Raw genomic sequence first — 281 nt, forward strand, 5'->3', positions numbered from 1 at the left:
GAATTTCATCAATATTCGCCACTGACAGCTTTTCAAAAGCCTCAACATCACATTCGCCGCAGACAATCGGATTAACAAAGAAGAGCTGCAGAGATGGCTGTTGCTTGACGAAAAAGCTGTAATCCGTGTCATGTTCGCGATACTTTACCTCAATACCGGTGAAAAGAGCGGCTGCCAGTAACAACGGTGTCAGAGCCAAAGCGGCAAGCAATATGAATTTTCTCATGAAATACGCCATTCGTGAAACAGACTATGCCTGCCTTAAGCAGCGAACATCCGAA

General features: G+C 45.2%; 1 protein-coding gene. It reads right to left on the reverse strand.

The features are described 5' to 3' along the window. Window positions 1–226, reverse strand: a 226-nt coding sequence (locus HBA93_RS20760) for a hypothetical protein (RefSeq protein ID WP_221724534.1), incomplete at its 3' end; no start/stop codon positions are given. Window positions 227–281 lie beyond the last annotated feature (55 nt).

The sequence above is a fragment of the Ochrobactrum sp. SFR4 genome (genome assembly GCF_019730395.1).
Classification (GTDB): Bacteria; Pseudomonadota; Alphaproteobacteria; order Rhizobiales; family Rhizobiaceae; genus Pseudochrobactrum.